Here is a 23,261-nt window from a genome sequence, read left to right as displayed (position 1 = left end):
CACAAGCGGATGGCTGATACATCGAATGCTTTCACCAAATAAAATTCGGCACTGACATTCATCGACACACTGTTGAGTTCTCAAAGAACACGCACACACTCGAACCCCACGAACACACGATCCGTAGGCCTCAAGGGCAACTGTTCCAGCCTATCCCAGCTTGGTCTCGGACACAAGGCCCGACTCTTGGGGGATAAAACCTGCCGAGCCACACGTCCAACCTCGTTCACCCAGTCCGTGAAGACCGGGTCGGTGTCCGTCGCTCTGACTCGACAAAAGTTACGCCACCAACCCCACACACGCAAATCGGCAGGTCAGGGCGCTGGAGACGCGTCGAGCCGGCCGAGACGGCACCGAACGCCTCGGAATCGGCGGTCAACTGGACAAAGCGTCGCGTGCAAATCGACGGGACCAACTCGGTGAGTCCGATACGGCTTCCCGAAAGTAGAAGCTCGGGCCATGGGCACCGATGAGGTCGAGAAAGCTCATGGTCGTCTGAGCAGCGAACTTGGCGTCGAACACACCGGAATCCTCACTGGCCCAGCCCAATTCGGAGACCGTCTCGATCAGCATCTCGTTGCGGTGGGCCGCTGAGGCCGATGCGGCCAGAGAGATCAGGAACAGCGTCGCGGCATCGGTCTCGTATGTCTCCCTCCCCAGCGGAAGCCGCGAGGCCGCATGCCGCCACATGCCGATCGGGTCGTCGGCCAGTGATTCGCCGAGCTTCGTGCGCAGCAGCCGCCCCTTCGCGATGCGGGTCAACCCGAGGTGTCGGACCGCCTCGCGCAAGTCGGTGACCTGATGGTGGTCGATCTCGCGGCTGCTCGACCCCACCCACCCCAGACCCCAATCGAGCTCGTCGCGGATCGCTGCCACGAACGCGGGCTTGAGGTAGCCGGCATCGGTGAGGACAGCGCCGCCGTCGCCGTCCATTCGGAGGAACCAGGTGAGCTTGACCATCGCGATCTCGGCAACCGGCAGGTCCACCGAGCTCTCGACGGTGAGCTCGCACCGGGGCAGCAACGCCATCAGTGACGGCACCTGGGTGGGTCGTACTCGGTCGAACAGTCGCCCGATGGCCGGTGCGGCCGCGACAGCTTCGGCGAGCGTGGACCTACCGACATCTGCGGATTGCAGCACGCGGTTGACTGCATCGACCTCGAAACGGGCCGGGTCGAACGTCGGACCCCACTGGGAGAGAAGTTCGGAGTGTTCGGGGTCGGACGAGTCTGCCGCGATGTCCAGCGCCTGGGTATAGCGCGACGGACCGCCCGAGGACTCGGGAGGACACGCGCGGGCACCGTCGAGACAGATCGAACGAAGGTCGTCGATATCGGAGTCCTCGTGTTCCAGCTCGACCGTGTGGGTCCACCCGTCACCGAAATCGTATTCGTACGTCATGACGGATCCCGGGTGCGTCAACACCTCGTCGACGCGTACCCGCTCCTCGCTGGAGGCATCGTCGTCCGGTTCGTCGTCGAGGGTCTCCTGCATTTCGAACCGTCGGGTCGCCCCCGCGGTTCTGACACTGAATGCGTGCAGGTGTCGGTCTTCCCAGCCCACGGCGATCTGCAGTACCGAATGCAACTCGGACAACAACAGATCCGATCGCACGCGCACTCGTCGCCAGATCGACGGCCGCGTGTGATCGATACTCACCCTCAGCACCAGATTCGCCAGGCCACGCGCGGCACCCTCCGTTGCGCTGGGTTCGGCCGGCTCGTCGGCTTCGGGGATATCCGGCACCACCGACAGGTGCCGAACGCGGCCGGTTCTGATCGACATGCGAACGACCCTAGCCGGATCGGTGCGGCATACCCAGGTGTCGCTGCCCGGCGCACTCGGACGCCGTCTGCGGCGATAGAGCGGACAGGCATCGCCTACTCTCGCGCGGGGCAGACTCCGTGCGCCCTGGACTGCTGCGGCTCGGTCGCCGGGGCGTCCGCCCGACTGCATCTTTCCCGGCCCGACAGCACGGGGTTGGCATAGAAAATCCGAGTGCCTCTACGCCGCGGGAAGCGTCAGTCCGTCGTTGATCGCGGACACGTCGAATGCGAGCGCATCCAGCTGAGACTCGAGCGTCGTCACGGTCAACTGGACCAAGTACTGGGCTCCCTCGCCGACCACTGCGTAGCGCGTCGTCACCGCAGCCGCGAGCCCTTGGGCGACGTAGGTGCCCCGAATGAACCGTGACGGCCAACCGACCCACGACGCCGTACTCGCCTCCCGCTCGACCCACCCGGGCATCGCGCGCCCGTCACCGAAACCCAACGCCATCAACGCTTCCGGGTCGATGGAGTGAGAGAGCTTCCCGACCAGCAAGACCGCATTCGGCGCGAAACCGTTCTCCACCAGGTTCGGCTCGACCGTCACTTGGGTCGCACCGGGAAACTGTGCCGGATCGAGCGTCTGCCACCCCGCGGGAACCGGCACCGTGATGCCGAGATCGGCCGCCGCAGCGCCGTCCAGCGGCAACACCTGCAGTGCATGAGCGTCGAGATACTCGGCGATCGTGGTGGGTTCGGACGGTCGGGTCGTGGGAAAGTCGTTCACTGCAGGCCCTTCGTGGTGGTCGATTCGGCACGACCGAGGCTACCGGCGTCCGCCGAACCTACCTCGACGACTCCACACAGCAGGGCACTGTTGTTCCGAGACAAAGCGATCTGTTCGGAGACAACGCCATCCGTGATGTCGGACCCGGGTGGGTCGAGGGCCGGTCGACCGAGAACAGTATCGCGAACGACTACCGCTGCACTCGACGCTCGGTGAGTTCTTCGAGATAGCGAGCAACCGCATCGTCGTCGTGCGAATGCAGTACGCGATCGGCCACAGCGCGCACCGGCTCCGCAGCATTCGATGGACACAGCGCGGTACCGGCCCACGCCAGCATGGGAAGGTCGTTGCGCGCATCTCCCACCGCTGCCACGTCGTCCTGAGCTACGCCCCACTGTTCGCACAACTCCGCCAGAGCAGTGGCCTTGGATACCCCGGCGGCGGACATCTCGATGTACGGTGCCCCGGAGTGCGTCAGCTCCACACCGACGAGACCTGCCTCGGCCACCAACGCGTACAATTCCTCGCTCGGCGTATCACTGTGTCGTGCAACAATTTTGACTGTCGGCTCGATGTCGGCCGACAAACCGTCCTCCGACAGCTCCATCTCGTGCGGGTGGCGGTGATGGTCGGCGAAGACGCACAGCTCCGCGTATCGCGACTCGGCGACGAAACGAGTGGCTCCCACGGTTGCGAACGCCACGCCGGGAACCAGAGATCGGACAGCGGAGGTGACAGCCGCGACCGTCTCCGTCGGCACCGACCTGGTCGCGACGATGACCGGGCTGCCATCGGCAAGGTCCAGCACCACCGCACCGTTCGCTCCCACTGCCGTACCGGTGAACCCGCACGACGCCGCAAGCTCGGCGATGGAGTGCCGCGCCCGCGCCGTCGCCCACACCACCCGGATGCCTGCGGCTTCGGCCGCGGCCATCGCATCTGCCGTCCGCGCCGACACCGTTCGATCCGAACGAAGTAGCGTGCCGTCGAGATCGGTTGCGACTACCTGGATCTCTCCCGTGTGCCTCACCCGTCCGATACTGCCAGGTGCCGACGCGTCAGCCTGCCACCAACGTCAGGACCGAGATCTCACTCGGTGCGAACACCCGGAACGGCGGCCCCCAGAATCCCGACCCCCGACTGGTGTAGAGCTGCGTTCGCGCTCCATGCCTGCTCAGTCCGTGCACCACCGGCTGGTCCAGCCGAACCAATGCCGCGAACGGCCAGATCTGACCGCCGTGGGTGTGGCCGGACACCTGCAGATCGACGCCCGCTCGGACGGCGTCGCCGATCTGTTTCGGCTGGTGGGCCAGCAGCAACACCGGGATCGACGGATCGGCCCCGGCCAGTGCCCCAGCCAGATCGGCACCGTGGCCGGGGGCACCCGACCCTGCTGCCGTGGCGTCGTCAACACCGGCGATGACCAAGGCATCGTCACCTCGATGCAGCACGACATGACGATTGTGCAGCGCGTTCCACCCGATGCTCTGCATGTGGTCCAGCCACTCCTGCGCCTCACCGAAATACTCGTGATTACCGGTGACGTAGACGCGGGCGGCGGACGCGCGCATCGATTCCAGCGGCGCAGCCTGTTGCCTGCGCGTGGACACGGAACCGTCGGCAATGTCGCCGACGTGCGCGAGCACGTCCGGTTCGAGCGCGTTGACGGCGTCGGTCAGTCGCCTCGACCACACGGTTCGGTTCACCGGACCGAAGTGGGTGTCGGTGACCAGGACGACTCGCAGGCCGTCGAATCGGGCACCGAGCCGGGCAATGCTGATGCTCGTGTGCCGAACGCGCGGAGTGCGCATGGCCTCGTAATGGCCCCAGAGGGCAAGGCCGACGATCACTGTCGCCGTCGCCGCCGCCGTGATTCGCGACCGCAATGGATCGTCGACACCGGCCGCCCACAGCCCGAGCCTGAGCAACAGTGAGAGCGCCGACCATACGAACGCGATCCAGGCGAGACCCAGCAGGACGTCGCCGAGACGCGCCCAGGCGTCCTTCCTGTCCCCTTCGATGCCGGGCCGGTGACCGAGATACATCGCGGTGGGCAAGGCGAGCGCGGCAGCGATCACCAGTGCCGCGCCGAGCAGCCGAACCACCGGCGGCCACTGCGCCCCCGCGAACAGCACGGTCCACATGGGCAGCCCGAACAGCACCGCACACAATGCAACGACCGTGGCCGGCAGCATGATTCGCCGACGAAGTGTTCGGTCGGGCCGTTCGGGCACCGCCCTGTCGGCGTGCAGCCCCTGCGTCTGTCGATCTGCCATCGGCGGAGACCCTCTTTGCTCGAACGTGCGCGAATACCGCGAACCAGACTACGACGGTAACGAGCTGCACGCTGACGGGCCGCGACTCCCGCGGACTACACCTACGGGCTGCGGCGCGTGGTGTATCCCCGCAGTCCGTTGAGAGGCAGTTGGTGCTCGGCGACCACCTCGTCGACCGAGCTCTCGGACTCCTCGACGCCACCACTCGAATCGACTCCGTCGACCGCGCCCCGCACTTCTTCGGAGCTGTCGACCGAATCGGATGCACCCGGTCCGTTCGAGTCCGCAGCTGCGGCAGGCTCTTTCGGTGCTGTCGGGGGTGTGGACGCGCGCGGAGCTCCGGTCGCGTCGATCGTGCTCGAACCGTTCGCAGCACCGGTTCCGTTGGTCGACCCCGACCGTCTGGATGTGCCGGTTCCGTTCGTGGTGTCGGTGTCGGCGGTGTTGTCGCTAGGTATGTCGAGGCGAGGCATCGTCCACAGAGACAGCACCGAATCATGCCGAACGGGTGCGTTCGTTCGTGTCGCAGCCTCGAAAGCCCCGGAATCGTCGAACTGCGAGGACTCTAGCGGTACCGGTGTCCAGGTCTCCTCGGACGCCGTTCCGCCTTCCACGCCACCGGCACCGGGCTTGATTCCCAATCGCGCGAGGGTGAACCACAGACTGTCGAGAGCACCATCACGATCGAGGTGGTACTCCGATTCCCGCACGCGCCAGAACGTCCACCCGCATCGCTTGAGTTCCTGCTCGCGTTGCAGATCCGCCGATCGTTGCGCGGGGGTGGTCGAGAACGAATCGACGTCGCATTCGACGGCGAGGCGAGAGGACTCCCCCGTGACGACGAGCGCGATACGCCGATTGTTCACTTCGACACCGGGATTGACGTGGAAGCCACGCTCGACGAGGTCGTTGAACAGCTGCTGTTCCAGCAGCGTCTCGAACGGGGCTTTCCTGATCTCGCGCGAGACGTTCTGGGGCATCGGATCGGCGGGAGCGGGTGAGACCGACGTGACGTAGCCGAGCAGAGAGTTACGCAGGTCTGCTCGTTTGAGGCGGTCGACGGTGACCGAATGGAACAGCCACAACTGATCCTGCGCCCGCGACGCGGCCACGTTGAACCGACGCTTGTACTGGTTCGAGGTCAGGGTGGCGAAGTTCTGATCCGGTGCTACCACCATCGACAGGAACACGACGTTGCGCTCGTCGCCCTGAAAGTCCGGTGGCGTGCCCACTCGCAAGCGGCGTTGTTCCCACTGCTCGATGCCGATACGTTTGATCAGCTCGTTGCGAATCTCGTCGACCTGCGACTGCCCCTGCAGCACAACGACTCCGAAGGTCAGGTCGTCGTACGCGGCATCGGCGAGGCACTCGGATATCTGCTCCGCGATGGCAATGGCCTCGGTCCGGTTGACGAGCGAGGCGTTCTTTCCGGTGACCGTCGCCCCGCGAACGTACGTGTGCCGAAGCGGCGGCAGTCGATCGGAACCGAACTGCCGCACCGGCACCAGTGGCGAGTCTCCGTAGAACTGCTGACTCGACCAATTGATGATCTCCGGCATCGAACGGAAGTGCTCTCGTAGTCGCACCACCTGACCGAACCGGGTGCGCAGCATGGAGAACAGACTCGACCGCGGTGTCAGCGTCGCCCGCACGTGCTCCGGTAGATCCGGGAGATATACATCGAGGCGGTCGAACACGTCCTCGAGCGTGCCGGCCTGAGGGACATCGGCGGGCGCGCACTGCCGGTCGTCTCCCACCACGATCACCCGAGGCGCGACGTACAGCAGGAACAGGCTCGTGATGTCGGCCTGGCTGGCCTCGTCGACGATGACGACGTCGAAGCTACCCGGCACCGGCGGAATCGACGCGAGCACCTGGGAGAGCGGCATGACCCAGGCGGGCACCGCGCTCTGTGCCTCTCGCATCGCCGATCGTGCTGCGCTGCGGTAGGTTTCGGCGTACTTGCCGGCACCCGAACCGATACTGGAAATGTGCTCGCGGTAAGTCTGCAGTGCGCGAACCTCGACGGCCGTCATCCGCTGCAGGCTGTTGAGCCAGGCACTCGCGGCAGCGAGACGAGTCGTGAGATAGGCGATGTCGACATCCGCGGCGGCCAACTCCGCTTCCAGCTGCTGCTCGAGACCCCCGTGGTGCTGCTCACCGACCCACTCGCGCGCGCGACGCCACGCCCACGCCTTGGACAGCTGCCAACTGAGCTCGTCCCATTCCGGGTCTGCCGCGGTGTCCTTGACCAACTCGAACAGGGCCGGCGCGACTGCCGACAGTGTGGCCGACATCGACTCGAGCAGCAGCTGATTCTCCTGCTCCGCGCAGGCCTGAGCGTAGGCGGAGACCGCGCCCGCCAATTCCGCAGGATCGGCAGCGCCGAGGGCCGTCACCAGATTCAGACCTTCGGGCGACGGTCCCGCGTCGATACGAGTGGCCACCGCGAACTGCAGAGCGTCCAGCTCGGCGCGGGCGATGTCGATGTCGACGCGCGCGGAGATGGCCGCCGCGGCTCCGGCTATCTCCTGAGCTTCGGCGAGGCTTCGAATCCACGGCGCAGCAGGCGACACCGTGTAGAGCCGATGTACCAGTGCGTCACGAGCGGCAACCACTGCCGCTACGGAACGGAGTCGATCGGCGATCTGCGCAACGGTGTTGACGCGAATCGATCGCGGGCCGTCGAGCGGGACGACGATCGCCAGGTCGGCCAGCAACACCGCCGCCGTCTGCACGGTGTCGAGAGCCCGAATATGTTCCGCGACAAGCCGAGCGGCCATCGCACTCGTCGCCGGTTGCCCGTCGACGGTGGCGACGATGCCGAGAGCTTCGACGGTCTTCTGCTCCTCGCTACGCCGAAATCGCGGCTTCCATTCGATTCCCGATTCCAGCGCAGCTGCGAGCGCATCCATAGCCTGCAGAGTCGCAGCAGACGTAGACGAGCACTGCACGTCGTGCGCGCCGATGTACCGGTCGGACGCTGCGGCAGTGGCAACGAGGTCGTCGATTCCGCTGACCCGCGACCACAGGTGAGACGCTTCGCCGGACAGCACCGAGTCGGTCACCCGCGCATACGTGGCATCGAGCTCCGCGACCACTCGCACGCGAGCCGCCAATTCCTCGCAAAGAGAACGGATGTCGGACGAGACGGCAGGTTCGACGCCGCCCAGCAACGTGATGAGGTCGGCAGCCAGCGGCGGGACGGCGTCTATCGGCGTATGCACACGCCGGCACAGCGCTGCGAGTTCGGCCGAATTCGGCAGCATCGTTTCGGGACGCGGCAGCACCTGGCGCGATCGTTGCTCGCGGGCTCCGTCGGACGTCGCAATCAGCGCTCGGAGTTGGTCGACCTGGGCACCGTCGAACGGTGGCCGGTCGGCGAGCAACGGCCCGGGCAGCCACTCGTGGGCGCCTTCGGCTGCTTTGACCTTACGTACGATCGACGCCACCGTGCCGTCGTAACCATCCGAAACATATTCGTGCACAACAGTTTCGGATTCGCGAAGGGCGCTGACACGGTTCAGCAGTTCCGTCCGACGAGCGAGCGCGGCCGCGCGGCGGGTGGTGAGCGCGTCGATCTTCTGCTGCTCACTGGCTTCGTCGAACGAGGTCTTACGCTCGGCGATCTTGGCGACGCTGCGATTCAGCTCGTCCGAACCACCACGGGAGAGGTCGGTGATCGAGACGCAGAGCTCCTGCAACTCGGGCGGCAGCTTGTCGCGCAGGACTCGCAAAGCTTGTGACTTTTCACTAGTGACCAGAACCCGCTGACCTCGCGCCAGCAGCCCGGACATCAGGTTCGCGATGGTGTGGGTCTTCCCCGTCCCGGGCGGCCCTTCGACGACCACACCGCTGTCGCGTCCGAGCCGTTCGATGATCTGCGACTGCTCGGCGTTGGCCGGCAGCGGAAACAGAGGATCTTCGGCCAGCGCCGCCGACGCGCCGGCTCCGGTCCGTTCGAGCCATGCCATCCGATCGGCCGGCTCGATCGCGTCGACCAGCTGCGCGAGGCCCAGCGGAACCGGTGAGTCGGCGGCGTCGAGATCGGCGATCATCTGCTCGTAGTACTCGACCAGCGCGAACGAGTCGCGGGTTCGGAGCACGAGTGCGGGCGAGACCGTCAGCGTTCGATCGTCGTCGATGTACGCGAGAGCTCCCGGGGGCCCGAGGCGATCGAGCACCTCGATCTCGTGACGGGAAACTCGCGTCGCCCACTCACGCAAGAATTCTTCGACGCCCTCACCGAGGGGCGAGTCGACGTTGCCGTGCAGCTTCTCGGCGAGAGCCACCGAGCCGGAGGTATCGAAGTCCTTCGATCCGGTGAGCAGCTGGCCGTCCTCGAGACGCGGGGTACTACCGGCGACCAGTCGAACCAACAGGTCGCCGGTCCGCACATCACGTTCGATTCCGGCCGACTGGGTGAGGAGGTGAGTACGCACGCTGCGCTGGGGGTCGGGGTTGCTCGACGTCAGCAGACCCGACGCCACCACCAGTTCGATCGACTCGGGGCGCGAGGCGAGCTCTTGCATCATCAGTTGCAATGCCTGGTACAGCGCTGCCTTGGGCCGCCGGTCTCGATCTTCCTGAGCCCACTGCTTCCAGGACTCCGAGTACTGCTCGAAAGCCTTCTTGATCTCGTAGGCCATGCGAATATCGAAATCGGCGTCGGACTCCTGTGCCTCGCCGCGACGACGTGATGCCGCCGTCGACGCGTCGGCGAGCTCGATCTCGCGGTAGCGACTGTCTCCGACGACCTGGGGATCGAGCCAACCCGTCAGAAGCGCCGGTGGCTCGGGTGGGTCGTCGACGGCGATGCGCGGCGCCCGAAGTACGACCCCGCCCTGGCCGGCCTTCGGGTCGAGACGAACCGGAATCTCACTGGAGTACAGCCACTCGACCTGGACATGATCGTCGAACCTCAGGACCGGATTCGACCGCGCCTCGACTATCTCGCGCAGGAAGCGCAACAGGCGCGCAACCCTGCTCTTGAGCTCGTCGTCGTATTCACGACCGGTAGCCGCTGCAGCCGTCACAGTTTCCCCACAAATGCTCGAATGGCCGTCCCGCCAGGGACAGTGCTTACGCACCCGCGTCACAGTAGCCGTTGAAAAGCAGTTGTTCACCGGGGTCCGAGCACACAGAATGCGTTCTAGTGTTCGGTCACAAAGACCGACTCGGTTGCTTGGAACAACAACAGAAAACGCGGCCCGTCCGGACACGCACCGGCCGCCGATCGCAGGAGCGTCGCATGCGCAAGCTGGTCTACTACATCGCCGTCACCCTCGACGGATTCATCGCCGCGCCCGACGGCACCTACGACTGCTTCGCGACCGAGGGTGATCACCTCGAGGCCATCGTGACCGAGCTGCCCGAGACGCTGCCGGTGCACGTCCGCACCGCACTCGGCATCGATGCCCCGCCGGCGCGGTTCGACACCGTGGTGATGGGCCGGGCGACCCTGCAACCCGCACTCGACATCGGCATCACCAGCCCGTACCCCCATCTGCGGCAGTACGTGCTCTCCCACACGTTGCCTGCCGCGACGGACCCGACCGAGCCGATCGTCGGCCGGAACCCGATCGACCTGGTTCGAGAACTCAAAGCCGAGGACAGCGACGCCGACGTGTGGCTCTGCGGCGGCGGCCACCTCGCGGGGCAGCTCGTCGACGAGATGGACGAGCTGTTTCTCAAGGTCTATCCCGTCGTGCTCGGTCGAGGCATCGGGCTGTTCGCGCCCGAGACCGGACCCGAGCCGCCGATCGCACGACGGTTCGAGCATCTGCACTCACGCCAGTTCGACAGCGGCGTGCGGTTCACCCGGCTGGTTCGCCCCGACGGCGATGAGCGATGACGTATAAAGACTGAATGCCTGCCGCACCGGTGTCCGAAGGGGAGCAGCCGACTCGCCGGCCAACGACCCAGCGCGGGCTACGGACCCGATCCGCCTTGGTGGCAGCCGCCCGACGCGTGTTCGAGGACAGCGGCTACCTCGATTCCCGGCTGATCGACATCACCAGAGCCGCGCACTGCTCGGCTGGGACCTTCTACACGTATTTCACCAGCAAGGAAGAGATTTTGGCCGCGGTGCTCGAACAGGCCAGGGACGACATGCTGCACCCCGGCACGGAACGGGTGGACCCGCACGACGATCCCGCTGCCGTGATCGCAGCCAGCAACCGGGCCTACTTCGAGGCATATCGGCGCAACGCCAAGCTGATGGCACTGCTCGAGCAGGTCTCCAACATCGATCCAGACTTTCGCCGCCTGCGCCGCGAACGCGCCGACGCGTTCGTTCGACGCAATGCACGCAGTATCGAGAGCCTGCAGAAACGCGGCGTGGCGGATACCGACCTCGACCCTCTGCTCGCCTCCCGCGCGCTGTCGTCGATGATCAGTCGTCTCGCGTTCAACCACTTCGTCGTCGACGCCGAGGACGGCAATCCCGACGCCGACTACGAGGCGCTGCTCGCCACTGCGACGAGGCTGTGGGTCAACGCGTTGCGGATACCGGACAAGAGCGTCGGACACACCGGATGAACGCCTCCTCGGCAACCTGCTGCTCGTCCGAAACCGCCTTCGTCGACCTGTACCCGTCGGTAATGTACTCGCCGGTAGCCAGAGATGGCGAGGAATCACGAATTATGCGTCCCGACAACGCTACTCGTGAGTACGAATCCGATGTGAGGCAGAGTAAAGAAAATTTCCAGTACGGAATGTGTTGTCACAGAATTGAATTGGCTCGTTCGTGATCAATCACACTCACCCCGAACGCCGTTGGCACGGCACAGGGCCCGGTTGCCGCTAGAATAAGTCGACCGGAGTGCTGCATGGGCGCAGGACCGGAGCCTGCGGAACGACCCCGACAACCATCAAACGGACATGCCCAGCCGGACCCACCTCCCATCGAGTGCACCGACGCGATGTGCGCCTACACCGAGCGAAGAGAGATACGTTGTTCAAGCGGATTGCAGTAGTCAACCGAGGCGAGGCAGCAGTACGGCTGATCCGAGCCGTCCGAGAGCTCAACGCCGAACACGATTACGGCATCCGCACCGTAGCGCTGCACACCGAGGCCGAGAAGCGGGCCATGTTCGTCCGCCTGGCCGACGAAGCGGTCACGCTGCGTAAGCCGGCGAGCGGTTCGGCCTACCTCGATTACGGCGTGCTGGAAGCAGCGCTGGTGGAATCCGGGGCCGACGCCGTATGGGTCGGCTGGGGCTTCGTCGCCGAGGACCCGACGTTCGCCGACCTGGTCGCCCGCTTGAACATCACCTTCATCGGCCCGTCCGCGGACGCGATGCGCCTGCTGGGCGACAAGGTCGAGGCCAAGATTCTCGCCGAGAAAGTCGGCGTTCCCGTCGCACCGTGGTCCGGCGGCCCCGTCGAGACCCGCGCCGACGCCCGTCGGCACGCCGCGGCGATCGGTTACCCGTTGATCATCAAGGCCCGCTCGGGCGGCGGTGGCCGCGGTATCCGCAAGGTCTTCCACGAGGACGAACTCGAACTGTCCCTCGAACGCACCCAGGGTGAGGCCGAGCGCTCGTTCGGCGACCCCGTCGTGTTCCTCGAGCGTCTGGTCACCGATGCCCGGCACGTCGAGGTCCAGGTCATTGCCGACAGTCACGGCAACGTGTGGGCCCCCGGTGTGCGCGACTGCTCGATTCAGCGTCGCAACCAGAAGGTCATCGAGGAGTCCAGCTCCCCGCTGCTGACCAAGGAACAGTCCGATCAGCTGCGCACCGCGTCGGCCGAGCTGGTCAAGGCCGCCGGGTATCAGGGTGCGGGCACCGTGGAGTACCTCTACCAGCCCGAGCAGAAGATCTTCACGTTCCTCGAGGTCAACACCCGCCTGCAGGTCGAGCACCCGATCACCGAATACACCACCGGCATCGACCTGGTGAAGCTGCAGATCCTTGTCGCCGACGGCCAGGCACTGCCCGGCGACTGCCCGCCGGAGTTCGGTCACGCCGTCGAGGCCCGCCTCAACGCCGAGGACGCCGACAACGGCTTCGCACCGGCCCCCGGCACCGTCGAGCTGCTCAAGTTCCCCCTCGGCACCGGCATCCGCGTCGACACCGGCATCGCCCAGGGTGACGTCATCCCACCCGACTACGACTCCATGGTCGCCAAGGTCATCGCCTGGGGCCGCGACCGCAGCGAAGCGCTGGCGAGACTGCGCAACGCACTGCGCGAGACCACGGTCGTCATCGACGGCGGCACCACCACCAAGTCGTTCCTACTCAGCCTGCTCGACCGCGAGGAAGTCATCTCCGCCTCCGCCGACACCGGCTGGCTCGACCGCACCGAAGCCGGTTCCCAGGTGGGGCCGACCGCCGTCGCCGACATCGCCATCATCGCCGCAGCGATCGACGCCTACGACGCCGAAGAAGGCCGCGAACGCACCTCGTTCCTCAACTCCGCTCGCGGCGGCCGCCCACGCGCGACACACGCCATCGGCCGAACCGTCGAGCTGAACTACCAGGGCCAGGCCTACAAGCTCGAGGTCGGCCAGACCGGTACTCACCGCTACAGCATCGAGAGCGACGGCATCGGCGAACTGCAGGTCGACGTCGAGCGCCTCGGCACCTACGAGAGCCGCCTCGTCATCGGTGACCGCCGCTACCAGGTGGTCACCGTCGCCGGAGCCGCCCACTTCCTCGTCGAGGTCGACGGCATCAGCCACCAGATCTCCCAGGACGAGGCCGGGCTGGTCCGCGCGCCTGCACCCGCTGTCGTCGTCGCCGTCCCGGTCGCCGTCGGCGACGAGGTCGAAGCAGGACAGACCCTCGTCGTCCTCGAATCGATGAAGATGGAAACTGCAGTCCGGTCCCCGTACGCGGGCACCGTGCGTGAGGTCCTGGCCTCGGTCAACGGACAGGTCGACGCGGGTGCTGCACTGCTGCGCGTCGATCAGGCCGGAGAACAGAAGGTCTCCGAGCAGGCACCTCGGGTGCAGTTCCGTGGCGTCGACGACGCCGCGCAGCGCTCGCCGCAGCGTCGCGCACTGGATCGGCTCGACGAACTTGCAGCCCTCATCACCGGCTTCGACGTCAGCGGTGCCCGGGCTCGAAACCTGTTGTCCACCTACGAGACTCTGCGTGCCGAGGTGCCACGCGACGATTCGGAGCTGGTCACCGCCGAACTGGCGTTGCTGAACACCTTCGCCGACATCTGCGAGCTCTCCCGCAACCGTCCGACGATGGACGAGGAGAACAACGACGAGCGAGTCCACTCCCCCCGCGAGCACTTCCACTCGTTCCTGCACTCGCTCGACGCGGACGTCCAGGGTCTGCCGGAGTCGTTCCGCGCCAAGCTCACTCGCGCGCTCGCGCACTACGACGCTGCCATCGACGAGGGCCGAACCCCGGCTCTCGAAGAGGCCGTCTACCGCGTCTTCCTCGCCCTGCAGCGCATGGAGAACCAGGTTCCGGTGATCGCGGCCCTCCTCGGCCACTGGCTCAGCGACTCCTCCGCCCAGCCCGAGGCCACCCCGGCCATGGCCGAGGTACTCGAGCGCCTCATCGGTGCCACTCAGGCCCGCTACCCCGTCATCGGCGACGTCGCCCGCAACCTGCGCTTCCGGTTGTTCGACGAACCGCAGATCCGGATCGCCCGCGAGAAGGTCTACGACGGTGTCCGTGGCAGCCTGCAGTACCTGGCCGAGAACCCCGACGCAGCCGACTACTCGGCTCGTGTAGCCGCTCTCGTGGCGACACCGGAACCACTGATCGAGCTTCTGGCACAACGGATCACCGATCCCGGTGCTCTGCTCGAGGTGATCACCCGTCAGTACTACGAAATTCGCACCCTCGAGGATGTCAAGGCCTTCGACCGCGACGGTAAGCACTTCGTCACCGGCAACTTCGAGCTCTCGGGCGAACGACTGCATCTGATCTCGACCGCGACGGACTTCGACTCCCTCGCAACGACTCTCGACGCCGTCGAGGACATCGCCGGCCCGTCACCGGAAAACCTTGCCGTCGATCTGTACCTGTCGTGGCCGGACGCCCCCGCCGACGGCGACGTGCTCTCGGCCCGACTGCAGGAAGTTCTGGCCGCCCACTCCGGCTCCGGCCGCTGGCGCCGGGTCACGGTCACCGTGTTCGGCGCGGTCACGCGAAAGATGACGTACCGCCGCACCACGGTCGAGGGATCCGAGCCCCTCGCCGAGGACACCATCATCCGGGACATGCACCCACTCACCGGTCAGCGACTCGACCTGTGGCGACTGAAGAACTTCGACGGAGTTCGCCTGCCCGCCAGCGCCGGAACCTACCTGTTCCACCTGACGTCCAAGGCCAACCCGTCCGACGAGCGACTCGTCGCCCTCGCCGAGATCCGCGGCATCACAACACAGTTGGACGACGCCGGAAACATCGTCGCCGTTCCGGAGATCGAACGAACCGTCGCAGCCTGCCTCGACGGCATCCGCCGCGCACAGGCCGGACGCGGCAAGAAGCGTCTCGACGCCAACCGCGTCGTGCTCTACGTCTGGCCGGTACTGAACGTGCCTGCCGACCGCATCGCCACCATCGCCCGGCACATCGCACCGCTGACCATCGGAGCCGGACTCGAAGAGATCACGCTGATCGCACGCCTGGCCGAAACACCGGGCGCGACACCGCGCGAGGTGGCTCTGCGCCTGTCGTACCGGTCCGGTGCCGGCATCGTCGCCAAGGTGACCCCGCCGCCGACCGAGCCGATGCGCCCACTCGACGAGTACACCCAGAAGGTGCAGCGGTCCCAGGCCCGCGGCACCGTGTACCCGTACGAGCTGATTCCGTTGCTCAGCAGCAACGGCGGCACGTTCACCGAGTACGACTTCGACGCCGACGGCGTGCTCGCCCCGGTCGATCGTCCCTACGGCCGCAACTCCGCGGGTGTCATCGTCGGTGTCGCCACCACCCCGACCGCCAAGTACCCCGAGGGCATCACCCGCGTCGCACTCTTCGGTGACCCCACCAAGGCGCTCGGCACCGTCGCCGAGGCGGAATGCTCGCGGATCGTTGCGGCCATCGACCTCGCCGAACAACTCGGTACCCCCGTCGAATGGTTCGCATTGTCCTCCGGCGCAACGATTTCCATGGAATCGGGCACCGAGAACATGGACTGGGTCTCGCGCGGCCTGCGTCGCATCATCACCTTCACCCAGGCCGGCGGAGAGATCAACATCGTCGTCGCGGGCATCAACGTCGGCGCGCAGCCGTACTGGAACGCCGAAGCCACGATGCTCACCCACACCAAGGGCATCCTGGTGATGACCCCCGACAGTGCGATGGTGCTCACCGGAAAGCAGTCCCTGGACTACTCCGGCGGCGTCTCGGCCGAGGACAACTTCGGTATCGGTGGCTACGACCGCGTCATGGGCCCCAACGGCCAGGCGCAGTACTGGGCACCGAACCTGCGGGCCGCATGCGACATCCTGTTCGCTCACTACGATCACGCGTATGCCGCACCGGGAGAACGCTTCCCACGCCGTGCAGCCACCGCCGATCCCACCGAGCGTGACGTGCGCACCTACCCGCACGTGCACCCGTCCAGCGACTTCACCACCGTCGGCGACATCTTTTCCTCGGTCACCAACCCGGACCGCAAGAAGCCGTTCGACATTCGCACCGTGATGCGCGCCGTGGTCGACCAGGACCACTCGGTGCTCGAGCGGTGGGCCGACATGGCCGACGCCGACACCTCGGTGGTGTTCGACGCCCACCTCGCCGGAATCCCGGTGAGTGTGATCGGTATCGAATCGCGAGCCATCCCCCGCAAGGGCTGGTTCCCGTCCGACGGCCCCGATCAGTGGACCTCGGGAACCTTGTTCCCGAACTCGTCGAAGAAGACGGCCCGCGCCATCAACGCCGCCAGCGGAAGCCGGCCGATCGTGGTGCTGGCCAACCTCTCCGGCTTCGACGGATCACCGGAATCGCTGCGCAACATCCAGCTGGAATACGGAGCCGAGATCGGCCGCGCCATCGTCAACTTCGACGGACCGGTCGTGTTCTGTGTCGTCTCGCGTTACCACGGCGGCGCGTTCGTGGTGTTCTCCGGAGCGCTCAACGACAACATGGAAGTCCTCGCGGTCGAGGGCTCCTTCGCCTCCGTACTCGGCGGTGCCCCGGCAGCAGCAGTGGTGTTCACGCGCGACGTCAACGCCCGCACCGCAGCGGACGCCGACGTCAAGGAGCTCGAAGCACGACTGAACGCGGCCGAGGACGACGCCACCCGCTCGGCACTGCGCGTCGAACTCGCCACCGTGCGAGCGAACGCCCGCAACGCCAAACTGGGTGAGGTGGCAGCCGAATTCGAGGCCATCCACAACATCCAGCGTGCACAGAGCGTCGGATCGGTGCACCACATCGTCCCCGCCGCCGAACTACGACCGCAGCTGGTCGCCGCCGTCGAACGCGGAATGGCGCGGTCGCTGGCGAAGTAGGGCTCAGGCTCCACGCACACGCGCGCGCGTTTGCTGGATGCGAGCGGAATGGTTACCTATTCCGCGAGCGTCTGGCAAATGCGCGCGCGTTTGTCGGTTGGGTTGGTGTCTACACGGGGGGCTGGGTCACGACACCGCCACACTGGCCGGTGAATACGAGCAGTCCACACTCCTGCCAGATCGCGGGCAGTGCACCGAACAAGGCCGCGAGGTTGTCGGAGCTACCGGTGCTCGCGCTTCCGGTATCGGCCACCGCGACCGCTGGCGACGCTATAGCGATGACGGCAGCTCCCAACACAACAGCAATACGACGCTTCACGCAGTTCTCCTCTGTTCTTCCATCGGACATATCTGCTCGACACGCTAACCTCGCGCCCGAATTGTCACCATCGTCCGAACGAACGATTCCTGGGCGTCAGAGCTGGAGTTCTCGGGCGCTGGCGAATCGCCGCTGTTCGCCGGTGAGCGGGTCGGTGAAGTCCAGTGCCCGGGCCAGGAGTTGCAACGGCCGAGTGAAGTCGTCGGCTGGAGTCGATGTGTACACCGGATAGTACGGATCGTTGACGATGGGAATCCCCAACGACGACAGATGGATTCGCAGCTGATGGGTCTTACCCGTCTTGGGGAAGAGTCGATAGCGGGCGAGGTCGCCGAGAGTGTCGATGAGCTCGATTCTGGTTTCACTGTTCGGCTCCCCCGGCTCCTCGTACGCCGTCATGACACCGTGTTCCTTGAGGATTCGGCTCTGCACGACGCGCGGAAACCGCAGTGTTGCATCGAATCCTGCGACGGCCTCGTATTCCTTGGTGACGTTGCGTGAGGAGAAGAGTTCCTGATACGGCCGTCGGGCATGCTTGGTCTTGGTGAAGAGCAGCACTCCAGCGGTGGCGCGATCGAGTCGATGCGCGGGCGTGAGGTCGGGGCAGTCGAACTGCTTGCGCAGCCGCACGGTCGCGGTTTCGGTGACGTGCCGACCACGCGGGATGGTGGCGAGGAAATGTGGCTTGTCGACCACCAGCAGATTTTCGTCCTCGTGCAGGATGCCGATCTCGAACGGCACCGGAACCTCGTGCGCCGGAACACGATAGAAGTACACCAGACTGCCGGCGCGGTAGCGAGTGTCCAAAGTTATGGGCCGACTCTTCTCGTCCACCAGTTCGGCGTCGCCGATTGCCCGACGCCAATCGTCGTCGGGCATCTCACGTTCGAGATATTCGACGATGGTGGCGGACGGATCACCATGCGGTAGAAGCAATCTCAGAGGCGCGAGACCGTCTCGAAAAGGCAGCATCACTCAGGCGCAGTCGAGACAGATCAACCGCAAACCACGGCCGGCATCACCGTCGAAGTCCTGGTAACGCGACGTCGGGTTGCCGCACGCACTGCAGCGACCGATGACGGCGGTGTGGTCGGAGAAGTTCTGTGCCATCCGCTTGTCGAAGACGAAGAGCGAGCCCTCCCAGAGCGCGTCGTCGCCGAAAGTCTCTGCGTACCGGACGATTCCGCCGTCGAGCTGATAGACCTCCTCGAACCCGCGAGCCACCATCAGCGAGGACAACACCTCACACCGCACTCCCCCGGTGCAGTACGTGACCACCGGCGACTTCTTCAGATGGTCGTAGGCACCGGAATCGAGCTGCGAGACGAAGTCCTTCGTCGTCTCCGCGTCGGGGACCACCGCGTTCTTGAATCTACCGATCTGCGCCTCGAACGCGTTGCGGCCGTCGAAGAAGACCACGTCGTCGCCGCGGGAATCGACGAGCTCGTGCACCTGCTGCGGGCTCAGATGAGTGCCACCGCCGACCACGCCGTCGGCGTCGACCTTCAGTTCCCCGGGGGCTCCGAACGTGACTATCTCGTCGCGCACTCGCACGCTCAATCGCGGAAAGTCGTTGCCGAGTCCGTCGGACCACTTGATGTCGGCCGACTTGAAGGCCGGATAGCTGCGGGTGCCGCGGACGTACCTCTTGACGTCGTCGACGTCGCCGCCCACCGTCGCGTTGATGCCGTGTTCGGAGATGAGGATGCGTCCGGTCAGGTTGTTGGACGCGGCCAGCGTCTGCTGCCACAGCCGGATCGCCTCGGGATCTGGCAGCGGAGTGAACACGTAAAACAGGACGATTTTCGGTACAGCCACGCCGTCCAGTATGGCGGGTCAGCCCAGTGGCGGTGCCGCCGCCCGAAGCCGCTGGGTGCCGGAGTCGACGGTGTAGCCCGCTCCCCAGTACACGCCGGTCTGCGGATCCTCCTTGGCGGTGAGGAACCAGTGGTCCATCCGAGCCGCCGTCTTGTTGACCTCGAAGACGCCGAAACCGTGACTGTCGAGATCGACGAACTTCACGTGCTGGTTGAGCGCCTTGAACGCTTCCTCGGCGACCCGGCCCAGCGTGTGCGGCGGAGTGTGCGTCAGATCGTCGATGTTGGCCGAGCTCACCGAGGTGACGACGAGCTCGGTGGCAGCCGGTTCCGTCGTTGCATAGTGCGCTGCGTCGAGGGGTACCTCGCAGGCCCAAGCGGAGTGGATGTCGCCGGTGATGAAGACGGTGTTGTCGACGCCTGCGTCCACGATGGCACCGAGCAGCTTGCGGCGGTCGGCCGTGTATCCGTCCCAGGGATCTGCGTTGTAGGGCAAGCCGCCCTCCGGGATTCCGAGGAGCGAGGTGACGGCCCTGGCTGCGTCTCGATCGAGCGGTGGGATCAGAGTGGGCGTGATCATCACCGGGTTGCCGACGATCTTCCACTGCGTCGGCGACGACACGATGCCGTCGGTGAGCCACTGCATCTGCTCGGCACCGGTGATGGTGCGGTTCGGTGAATCGACCTCGGGGCCGTTGAACGGCAACACCTGCTGCGAGCGGTAGGTGCGCAGGTCCAGCATCGAGAGTTCGAGCAAGTTGCCGAACCGCAGCCTGCGGTACAGGTGACGGTTGGTGGCAGTGCCTGCTGCCCGGACCGGCATCCACTCGTAGTAGGCCTTCTCGGAGTTGGCCTTGCGCGTGTACCAATCGCCCTCGGTGGCCGGCGTGTGGTTTTCGGCACCGCCGTCGTACGCGTCGTTGGCCGACTCGTGGTCGTCCCACGTGCAGATCCACGGCACCCCGACGTGGGCGGCCTGCAAATCTGGGTCGGACTTGTACTGACCGTGCCGCTGACGGTAATCAGCGAGCGTGACTATCTCGTGCGTGGGCGAATGCTGCCGAACGACGCCGTCGCGCCCCGGGAAGCCGCCCGTCTCGTACTCGTAGATGTAGTCGCCGAGATGGACGATGGCGTCGAGGTCTCCCCTGGCTGCCAGGTGGCGATAGGCACCGAAATAGCCCGATTCCCAGTTGGAGCACGAGACGACGCCGAAACGCATCGCATCGATGTCGGCATCGTTGGCCGGGGCGGTGTGCGTGGTGCCGACGGCCGATGCCACGTCGCTCGTCCGGAAGTCGTAGAAGTACGTGGTGTCTGCGCTGAGGCCGTCGACGTCGACCTTCACGGTGTGATCGGCGTCGGGGCCGGTGGAGACGGTTCCGGAGGCGACGACGCCGCTCATGTCTACGTTCCGGGCGATGCGCCAGGTCACCGATACCTGCGGGCCGACGCCGGACCCCGGGGTGGCGTCAGGCGTGGGGGTGATGCGGGTCCACAGAATGATCGCGTCGGGCAACGGATCTCCCGATGCCACCCCGTGCAGAAAGCCTCGATCGCTGCCCTGGGCGTGGGCGACCGCGGGCAGTGTCGTGACGACTCCGGCCACGGCAACGGCCACCGACGACGAGCGAAGAAACGTTCTTCTGGACAGCGCAGAATCAGCGGGCATCGGGTCAGTCCATGCGATGGATCGTCGGTGGTCAAGTAAGGCGCGCCTGGGTCGACCACAATGTTCACCAGCCGGCCATGCTGCGGACGCTGGTTTGCCGTCGTCGCTGCGGGAGAACACTCCGAGAATGGACGCGCTGTGGTTGTTCGGTGATCAGCTCGGCCCGCACTTCCACTCTGTGGACGAGCATGCCGAGCGAGACGTGCTGATGATCGAGTCCCGGCGCGTGTTCCGCCGTCGGCGATACCACCGACAGAAGCTCCATTTGGTGTTGTCCGGGATGCGTCATCTGGCCGACGAGCTGGGTGATCGCGTCACTTATCTGCAGACCGAGACGTATCGCGAAGCCCTGGCCGAGTACGGCAAGCCCGTGGTGGTGTTCGAGCCCACCTCGCATGCGGCGGAGAAGTTCGTCGCTGCCTTGCACGAGGAGGGTCTGGTCTCGGAAATTCTGCCGACGCCGATGTTCGCGCTCCCCCGGGCCGAGTTCGCCGACTGGGCGGCCGAGCGCGGCACCTTCCGCATGGAGACGTTCTACCGCGAGCAGCGCAAAAGATTCGATGTGCTGATGGACGGTGCCGACCCGGTCTCTGGCAAATGGAACCTCGACGCCGAGAATCAGTCGCCACCCCCGAAGGGTCGGCTGACCCTGGGCGTGGAAGAACCGTGGTGGCCGACCGAGGATGCCATCGACGACGAGGTGCGTGCCGATCTCGATTCGTGGGAGCTGGACACCGTCGGTGTGGACGGACCTCGCGTGTTTGCGGTGACTGCTTCTGAGGCGTCGGAAGCATTGTCGCACTTCGTCAATTACCGCTTGGACGACTTCGGCAAATACGAGGACGCCGTGATGGCCGACGACTGGACGATGTCGCACTCGCTGTTGTCGGTCCCGCTGAACCTCGGTCTGCTGCAACCGTTGGACGTGGCGCACGCCGCCGAGGACGCCCATCGCGACGGCACCCCGCTGGCGAGCGTGGAGGGTTTCGTTCGGCAGATCCTCGGCTGGCGCGAATACGTGTGGCACCTCTACTGGCATATGGGGCCGGAGTACCTCGAACGGAACAAACTCGAAGCCCATGAGCCACTGCCGGATTGGCTTCTCGAATTGGACGGCGATGCGGTGGTGGCGAAATGCCTGTCCAGTACCGTCGACGGCGTACGCGACCGCGGCTGGGTGCACCACATTCCGCGACTGATGATCCTGGGAAACTTTGCGCTGCAACATGCCTGGGACCCACGAGCGTTGACGGAGTGGTTCGCCACGGCTTTCGTCGACGGATTCGCCTGGGTGATGCCGGTGAACGTCATCGGCATGAGCCAGCACGCGGACGGTGGATTGATCGCCACCAAGCCCTACGCTTCGGGCGGGGCGTATCTGAACCGCATGACCGACTACTGCGGCACATGCGAATTCAATCCGAAAAAGAGGCTGGGAGACGACGCCTGCCCCTTCACCGCGGGCTACTGGGCCTTCGTCCACCGACACCGAGAGATGCTGGCACTGAACCACCGCACCGCGCGACAGGTGTCGTCGATGAACCGATTGAACGACCTCGAGCAGGTGCTGGAACAGGAACGCCAACGCGAGGTGTACTGACGCGCCCCGGCAAATTGTGCACGGCCGGACCCTGTCGAGTGGTCTCTGTTGGTATCGACTGCGCAACGCGCACCACTATTACTGAGGCGCTGACACGGGAGCCGGCCGTGTTCCACAGCTCCTGTCGCCGCAGAATGGCGGTCTTGTGCGGTCGCCGGAGAGATCGAGCCTTTACCATGCGCCACCGACAGGTTCGGATTATCGAATCCTTATGCACAGCAATAGTTTTCGATTGCACCATTATTGCCTATCGAACGCACGTTCGATACACTTCTTCCTATGACCACGGAGATCTGGCAACTGAGCGAAGCAGAACTCCTCGCCGACGCTGCCGCGGTCTCCCACAAGATCCAACTGTTGGAGGCCCGGCGCATCGCCCTCGTCGCCGACATCGACACCCGCGTCAGCCGGGAGAAGCTCGGCTTCCCCGGCCCCGCAGGGTGGCTGACCTCCACCACCCTGCTCACCCCGAGCAAAGCGAACAAGATCGTGGCCCTCGCTCGCGGGTTGAAGAACTTCCCCGACATCGCCGACGCCGTGAACACCGGCGTCATGTCCGTCGACCACGCCGCCCTGATCCTCACCTTCGCC

The 23,261-nt window shown here is 65.5% G+C and carries 14 protein-coding genes; 5 read left to right on the top strand and 9 right to left on the bottom strand.

Annotated features, from left to right (window positions below; all coding sequences use genetic code 11):
• Positions 1-375: 375 nt before the first annotated feature.
• From CH266_RS00950 to CH266_RS00930, 5 genes are all read right to left on the bottom strand, one after another.
• Positions 376-1,785 (bottom strand): plasmid pRiA4b ORF-3 family protein, encoded by a 1,410-nt coding sequence (locus CH266_RS00950; protein WP_176456971.1) that lies wholly within the window; start codon positions 1,783-1,785, stop codon positions 376-378.
• Positions 1,786-2,004: 219 nt separating this feature from the next.
• Positions 2,005-2,553, bottom strand: coding sequence for an LpqN/LpqT family lipoprotein (locus CH266_RS00945; RefSeq protein ID WP_052063181.1), 549 nt, complete (start codon positions 2,551-2,553; stop codon positions 2,005-2,007).
• 190 nt (positions 2,554-2,743) lie between these two features.
• Positions 2,744-3,583 (bottom strand): HAD family hydrolase, encoded by an 840-nt coding sequence (locus tag CH266_RS00940; RefSeq protein ID WP_027497968.1) that lies wholly within the window; start codon positions 3,581-3,583, stop codon positions 2,744-2,746.
• 28 nt (positions 3,584-3,611) lie between these two features.
• Positions 3,612-4,829, bottom strand: coding sequence for a metallophosphoesterase (locus CH266_RS00935; protein WP_094714465.1), 1,218 nt, complete (start codon positions 4,827-4,829; stop codon positions 3,612-3,614).
• Between the two features lie 101 nt (positions 4,830-4,930).
• Positions 4,931-9,865 carry an AAA domain-containing protein gene (locus CH266_RS00930; RefSeq protein ID WP_094714464.1) on the bottom strand — a complete coding sequence of 1,645 codons (4,935 nt, stop codon included), beginning with the start codon at positions 9,863-9,865 and terminating at the stop codon, positions 4,931-4,933.
• A 215-nt stretch (positions 9,866-10,080) separates the two neighbouring features.
• Here CH266_RS00930 and CH266_RS00925 point away from each other — a divergent pair, with 215 nt between their 5' ends.
• The 3 genes from CH266_RS00925 (at position 10,081) to CH266_RS00915 (ending at position 17,262) form a co-directional block, all read left to right on the top strand.
• Positions 10,081-10,683 (top strand): dihydrofolate reductase family protein, encoded by a 603-nt coding sequence (locus tag CH266_RS00925; protein WP_094714463.1) that lies wholly within the window; start codon positions 10,081-10,083, stop codon positions 10,681-10,683.
• A 14-nt stretch (positions 10,684-10,697) separates the two neighbouring features.
• On the top strand, positions 10,698-11,369 hold the full coding sequence (locus CH266_RS00920) for a TetR/AcrR family transcriptional regulator (protein ID WP_032371643.1): 672 nt from the start codon (positions 10,698-10,700) through the stop codon (positions 11,367-11,369).
• A gap of 415 nt (positions 11,370-11,784) precedes the next feature.
• On the top strand, positions 11,785-17,262 hold the full coding sequence (locus CH266_RS00915) for an ATP-binding protein (RefSeq protein ID WP_094714468.1): 5,478 nt from the start codon (positions 11,785-11,787) through the stop codon (positions 17,260-17,262).
• 109 nt (positions 17,263-17,371) lie between these two features.
• Here CH266_RS00915 and CH266_RS00910 read toward each other — a convergent pair whose 3' ends face one another.
• The 4 genes from CH266_RS00910 to CH266_RS00895 all read right to left on the bottom strand — a co-directional run bounded on the left by CH266_RS00910 (position 17,372) and on the right by CH266_RS00895 (position 21,070).
• Positions 17,372-17,581, bottom strand: a complete 210-nt coding sequence (locus CH266_RS00910; RefSeq protein ID WP_032375470.1) for a hypothetical protein — start codon at positions 17,579-17,581, stop codon at positions 17,372-17,374.
• Between the two features lie 96 nt (positions 17,582-17,677).
• Entirely contained in the window at positions 17,678-18,553 is an 876-nt protein-coding gene (locus CH266_RS00905; RefSeq protein WP_094714467.1) for a pseudouridine synthase, read from the bottom strand.
• Positions 18,554-18,556: 3 nt separating this feature from the next.
• Positions 18,557-19,399, bottom strand: a complete 843-nt coding sequence (gene trhO / locus CH266_RS00900; protein ID WP_094714462.1) for an oxygen-dependent tRNA uridine(34) hydroxylase TrhO — start codon at positions 19,397-19,399, stop codon at positions 18,557-18,559.
• Positions 19,400-19,417: 18 nt separating this feature from the next.
• Positions 19,418-21,070: an alkaline phosphatase D family protein gene (locus tag CH266_RS00895; RefSeq protein ID WP_094714461.1), complete on the bottom strand. Its 1,653-nt coding sequence runs from the start codon at positions 21,068-21,070 to the stop codon at positions 19,418-19,420.
• Between the two features lie 127 nt (positions 21,071-21,197).
• Here CH266_RS00895 and CH266_RS00890 point away from each other — a divergent pair, with 127 nt between their 5' ends.
• Positions 21,198-22,670 (top strand): cryptochrome/photolyase family protein, encoded by a 1,473-nt coding sequence (locus CH266_RS00890; RefSeq protein ID WP_063216010.1) that lies wholly within the window; start codon positions 21,198-21,200, stop codon positions 22,668-22,670.
• A 279-nt stretch (positions 22,671-22,949) separates the two neighbouring features.
• Positions 22,950-23,261 (top strand): DUF222 domain-containing protein (locus tag CH266_RS00885; protein ID WP_141214462.1); only part of this gene is annotated, 312 nt, incomplete at its 3' end.

It is taken from the genome of Rhodococcus sp. 06-1474-1B, assembly GCF_002258885.1.
Classification (GTDB): Bacteria; Actinomycetota; Actinomycetes; order Mycobacteriales; family Mycobacteriaceae; genus Rhodococcoides; species Rhodococcoides fascians.
This window is presented reverse-complemented; position numbering and strand designations above follow the sequence as displayed.

What these genes read in the sequence shown, in the direction of transcription:
- CH266_RS00950 (WP_176456971.1), bottom strand. Translation starts at nt 1,785, where the DNA reads ATGTCGATCAGAACCGGCCGCGTTCGGCACCTGTCGGTGGTGCCGGAT.
- CH266_RS00935 (WP_094714465.1), bottom strand. Translation starts at nt 4,829, where the DNA reads ATGGCAGATCGACAGACGCAGGGGCTGCACGCCGACAGGGCGGTGCCC.
- CH266_RS00925 (WP_094714463.1), top strand. Translation starts at nt 10,081, where the DNA reads ATGCGCAAGCTGGTCTACTACATCGCCGTCACCCTCGACGGATTCATC.
- CH266_RS00920 (WP_032371643.1), top strand. Translation starts at nt 10,698, where the DNA reads ATGCCTGCCGCACCGGTGTCCGAAGGGGAGCAGCCGACTCGCCGGCCA.
- CH266_RS00905 (WP_094714467.1), bottom strand. Translation starts at nt 18,553, where the DNA reads ATGCTGCCTTTTCGAGACGGTCTCGCGCCTCTGAGATTGCTTCTACCG.
- CH266_RS00895 (WP_094714461.1), bottom strand. Translation starts at nt 21,070, where the DNA reads ATGCCCGCTGATTCTGCGCTGTCCAGAAGAACGTTTCTTCGCTCGTCG.
- CH266_RS00890 (WP_063216010.1), top strand. Translation starts at nt 21,198, where the DNA reads ATGGACGCGCTGTGGTTGTTCGGTGATCAGCTCGGCCCGCACTTCCAC.